This window comes from Bifidobacterium sp. POST2/T3 (B1) (assembly GCF_058197115.1).
In genome coordinates, this window is the sequence record NZ_JBVPQK010000296.1 from 1 (window position 1) to 3,283 (window position 3,283).

A 3,283-nucleotide genomic window follows, 5' to 3' on the forward strand; every position below is an offset into this window, starting at 1 on the left:
CCGCGGTTATTGGTGGTCGGCGTTGCAGGCCCACAGCCTTCGGTTCGATGGCTCGCGGCCCATTCTAGGACGCTTTCAGGTCGAATACGTTTCATGGTCCCATGCGGCGGTGCAAGCTCACGTGACCCGGGTGGAGTATGAATGTGGGTGTGAAATTCAAGAGCAGGAGTTCCAAGGACAGCTATCGCGGAAGGGCCGCAGCCGAGGTCAGACGGGTAAGCAAGTACCACACCCATTCCATCCCACTGGATATGGAGGATATTGAACGCGACTACGACAAGCCCATCGTCGAGGCCTGCATCGCGGCCAAGACCAGCCTGATTGTGCGGGTGGGCATGCTGGAGCTGGGGGCTGGAACGGGAAGCTTCCGCGTACGCGAGATGATGCACAGGATTGCCTACCCCATGGGCGTGCATGTGCGGGCCGACGTGAACCTGACCGACATCGAGGCCACCTGCACGGATGGCGTGTCTCGGATCACCGAGGTGGTGGACCTGCCCACCACCGGGGTCAACACCGAGCGGATCTGGCTCCTGGAGCACTTCGCCGACTGGCTCAGCGTCAAGTGCGGGCAGGCGGGAACCTACCACGCCATGACGGTGGTTTCCCGGGAGCTGGTGGACAACCTGGACGAGCCGAACGTCTATGCAGCGGCCCGCAAGGCGGTCAAAGAGGTGCTGGCCCAGGACCAGGATGCGGCCAAGGCGCTCAAGGACGCGGTGGCCACTGCCGTACACAACGAGGACGAGATCAGCCAGAGCCGGATCGATGCGGCGGCCATAGACACCAGGACAGCCGCCGGTCTGGGAACCGTAGGCTCCACGCCTCGGCCGGAGGCCACGCCGACCGCCGCAGCCTTGGAGGATTCCGAAGATTCCAAAGCTGCTTCTGTTTCTGCTGCCTACGCGATTGAGAATTCAGATTCGAGTGCCGCTGGTTGTGCAGCCATTGGATCATCTGCAACCAGCCAAGGGCGCGACTCCGCGTCTGAGCAGCTTGGGTCTGGACGGCCTGCGTCAGCCCAAGGCCAAGCACATGAAAAGGCCAAGTCTTCCGAGGGTGCGGCACCCTCCGAACAGCCGGTGTCTTCCGACGGGTCCGCATTGCTCAGAGAGGCAACAGACTCAGCAAAGGCTGCATTTTCCGATGAGCCTGCCTCCTCTGACAAATCCGCGTCCCCAAAGCCGCAGGCAAGGGGTGGCATCACGGTCCGGCAGGCGCATGAGCGTCTGGACCTGATCGAGCGACGCAAGCCCCTCTACTCGCCCCTCTTTTCGGGCTTCGCCTCGGCTGTGGCCTGCGCAGCCTTCGTCTTCCTGCTGGGCGGCGGCCCCTACGATATGGCCGGGGCTTTTGTCGGCGCTGGCATAGGCCAGTGGGTGCGTCGACAGATGCTGGGCAGGCGGATCAACCAGTTCTTCGCTACCGGGGTGGCGGTCATCATCGCCGCCCTGGCCTGCGTCGGCACGCTGAGACTAGTGGGTATTTTCGACCCGGTGGCCCTCAAGCACGACACGGCTTATATCGGCGCCATCCTCTTCGTCATTCCCGGCTTTCCCCTGGTCACCGGCGGCCTAGACATCGCCAAGCTGGACTTTCCCTCGGGGGTGCAGCGCATCACCTACGCCTTCTCAATCATCCTGGTGGCCACACTGGGAGGCTGGGCTGTGGCGCGGATGGTCATGCTCAACCCCCAGGGCTTTGAACCGATGAACCTGAGTCCCCTGCTGATGGCCGGACTGCGCATGATTGCAGCATTCTGCGGGGTCTGGGGCTTCTCGGTCCTCTTCAACTCACCCCAGCGCATGGCCTTGGTGGCCGCCGTCATCGGCGCTCTGACCGACACCATGCGCCTGGAGATGCAGGACCTGCTTCATGTCCCTCCGGAGATGGCCGCTTTTCTGGGTGCCTTTCTGGCCGGCATGCTGGCTACGGTCTGGCGCTCCTCGGTCCGCCACGGCCTGCTGCCGCCTCACCTGGGCTATCCAAGAATCAGCCTGACCGTGCCATCCATCGTCATCATGGTGCCCGGTCTGTATATGTACCGAGCCATGTTCTACCTGGGGCAGTTCAATACGCTTAACGCCTTGGACTGGGCCTTCCGGGCCTTCATGGTCATCATCTGCCTGCCCATTGGCCTGGTCACGGCCCGGGTGCTGACCGATCGCTCCTGGCGGTACGACGTCTAGTAGCGCATGCCCATAGCCGAGCGCACCTGATCAAGGGTCTCCTCGGCTATCTGGTTGGCCCGCTTGTTGCCCTCGACCAGGATGTCGCGCACGGTGTCCATGTCCTTGGCCAGCTCGGCACGGCGCTCGCGGTGGGGTGCCAGGAACTCGTTGACGGACTTGGTCACGTAGGCCTTAAGGGCGCCCGAGCCGGCATTGCCGATCTCTTCGGCGATATCCTCGGGCTTGCGGTCGGTCACCAGGCCGGCCGTGGTCAGCAGGGCCGAGACCTGCGGGCGGTTCACAGGGTCGAAGGTGATCCTGCGTTCGGAGTCGGTGGGCGACTTGCGGATCAGCTTGGCTGTCTCCTCGGCGGTGGCGCCCAGCATGATGGAGTTGCCATAGGACTTGCTCATCTTGCGGCCGTCCAGACCAGGAATTTCCGGGGTGTCAGACAGGATGGCATCAGGTTCTGGGAAGACCGGAGCTTGGCCAGGGTAGCGCTCGTCGAAGCGGCGGGCGATGGTCCGGGTCAGCTCAACATGCGGCAGGTTGTCCTTGCCGATGGGGACCACGTTGGCCTTGCAGAAGAGTATGTCGCAGGCCTGGTGGACCGGGTATGTCAGCAACAGGCCGGTCAGGGCATGGCCGCTGGCCTCCATCTCGGCCTTGACGGTGGGGTTGCGGTGAAGTTCGGCTTCGGTAACCAGCGAGAGGAAGGGCAGCAGCAGCTGGTTCTCTGCAGGGGTGGACGAATGGGTGAAGATCATGGTCTTCTTGGGGTCGATGCCCGCAGCCAGATAGTCAAGCACCAGGTTGAGCACGTTGTCGCGGATATGCTCGGTGGTGTCCCGGTCGGTGATGACCTGATAGTCGGCGATGACGATGTTGGTGTGCACACCGCGATTCTGCATCTGGACACGTTCGCGGATGGAGCCGAAATAATGGCCCAGGTGAAGCCTGCCGGTCGGGCGGTCGCCGGTCAGCATGGTGTAGCGGCTAGGATTCTTGTCCAGTTCGGCCAGCACCTGGTCGGATCGATGCTTGGCGGCTCTGAAGCTGTCGCTGATCTCGTTGCCTGCCGCTGTGACTTCTTCCTGCATGGTCCCACCCTC

Annotated in this window: 2 protein-coding genes; one reads left to right on the forward strand and one right to left on the reverse strand. The window is 63.0% G+C overall.

Features of this window, described 5'->3' with window-relative positions; genetic code table 11:
- Positions 1–251 precede the first annotated feature (251 nt).
- Positions 252–2,189 carry a threonine/serine exporter family protein gene (locus AC0AP0_RS10725; protein ID WP_454483385.1) on the forward strand — a complete coding sequence of 646 codons (1,938 nt, stop codon included), beginning with the start codon at positions 252–254 and terminating at the stop codon, positions 2,187–2,189.
- On the opposite strand, the gene trpS is transcribed toward AC0AP0_RS10725, so the two are convergent.
- Complete coding sequence (trpS, locus tag AC0AP0_RS10730; RefSeq protein WP_046322131.1) at positions 2,186–3,271, reverse strand: tryptophan--tRNA ligase; 1,086 nt, start codon at positions 3,269–3,271, stop codon at positions 2,186–2,188. The genes AC0AP0_RS10725 and trpS overlap by 4 nt on opposite strands.
- Positions 3,272–3,283: the final 12 nt, after the last annotated feature.

Bases quoted from the DNA above. Each gene is read 5' to 3' on its own strand.
- trpS (WP_046322131.1), bottom strand. From the start codon at position 3,271: ATGCAGGAAGAAGTCACAGCGGCAGGCAACGAGATCAGCGACAGCTTC.
- AC0AP0_RS10725 (WP_454483385.1), top strand. From the start codon at position 252: ATGGAGGATATTGAACGCGACTACGACAAGCCCATCGTCGAGGCCTGC.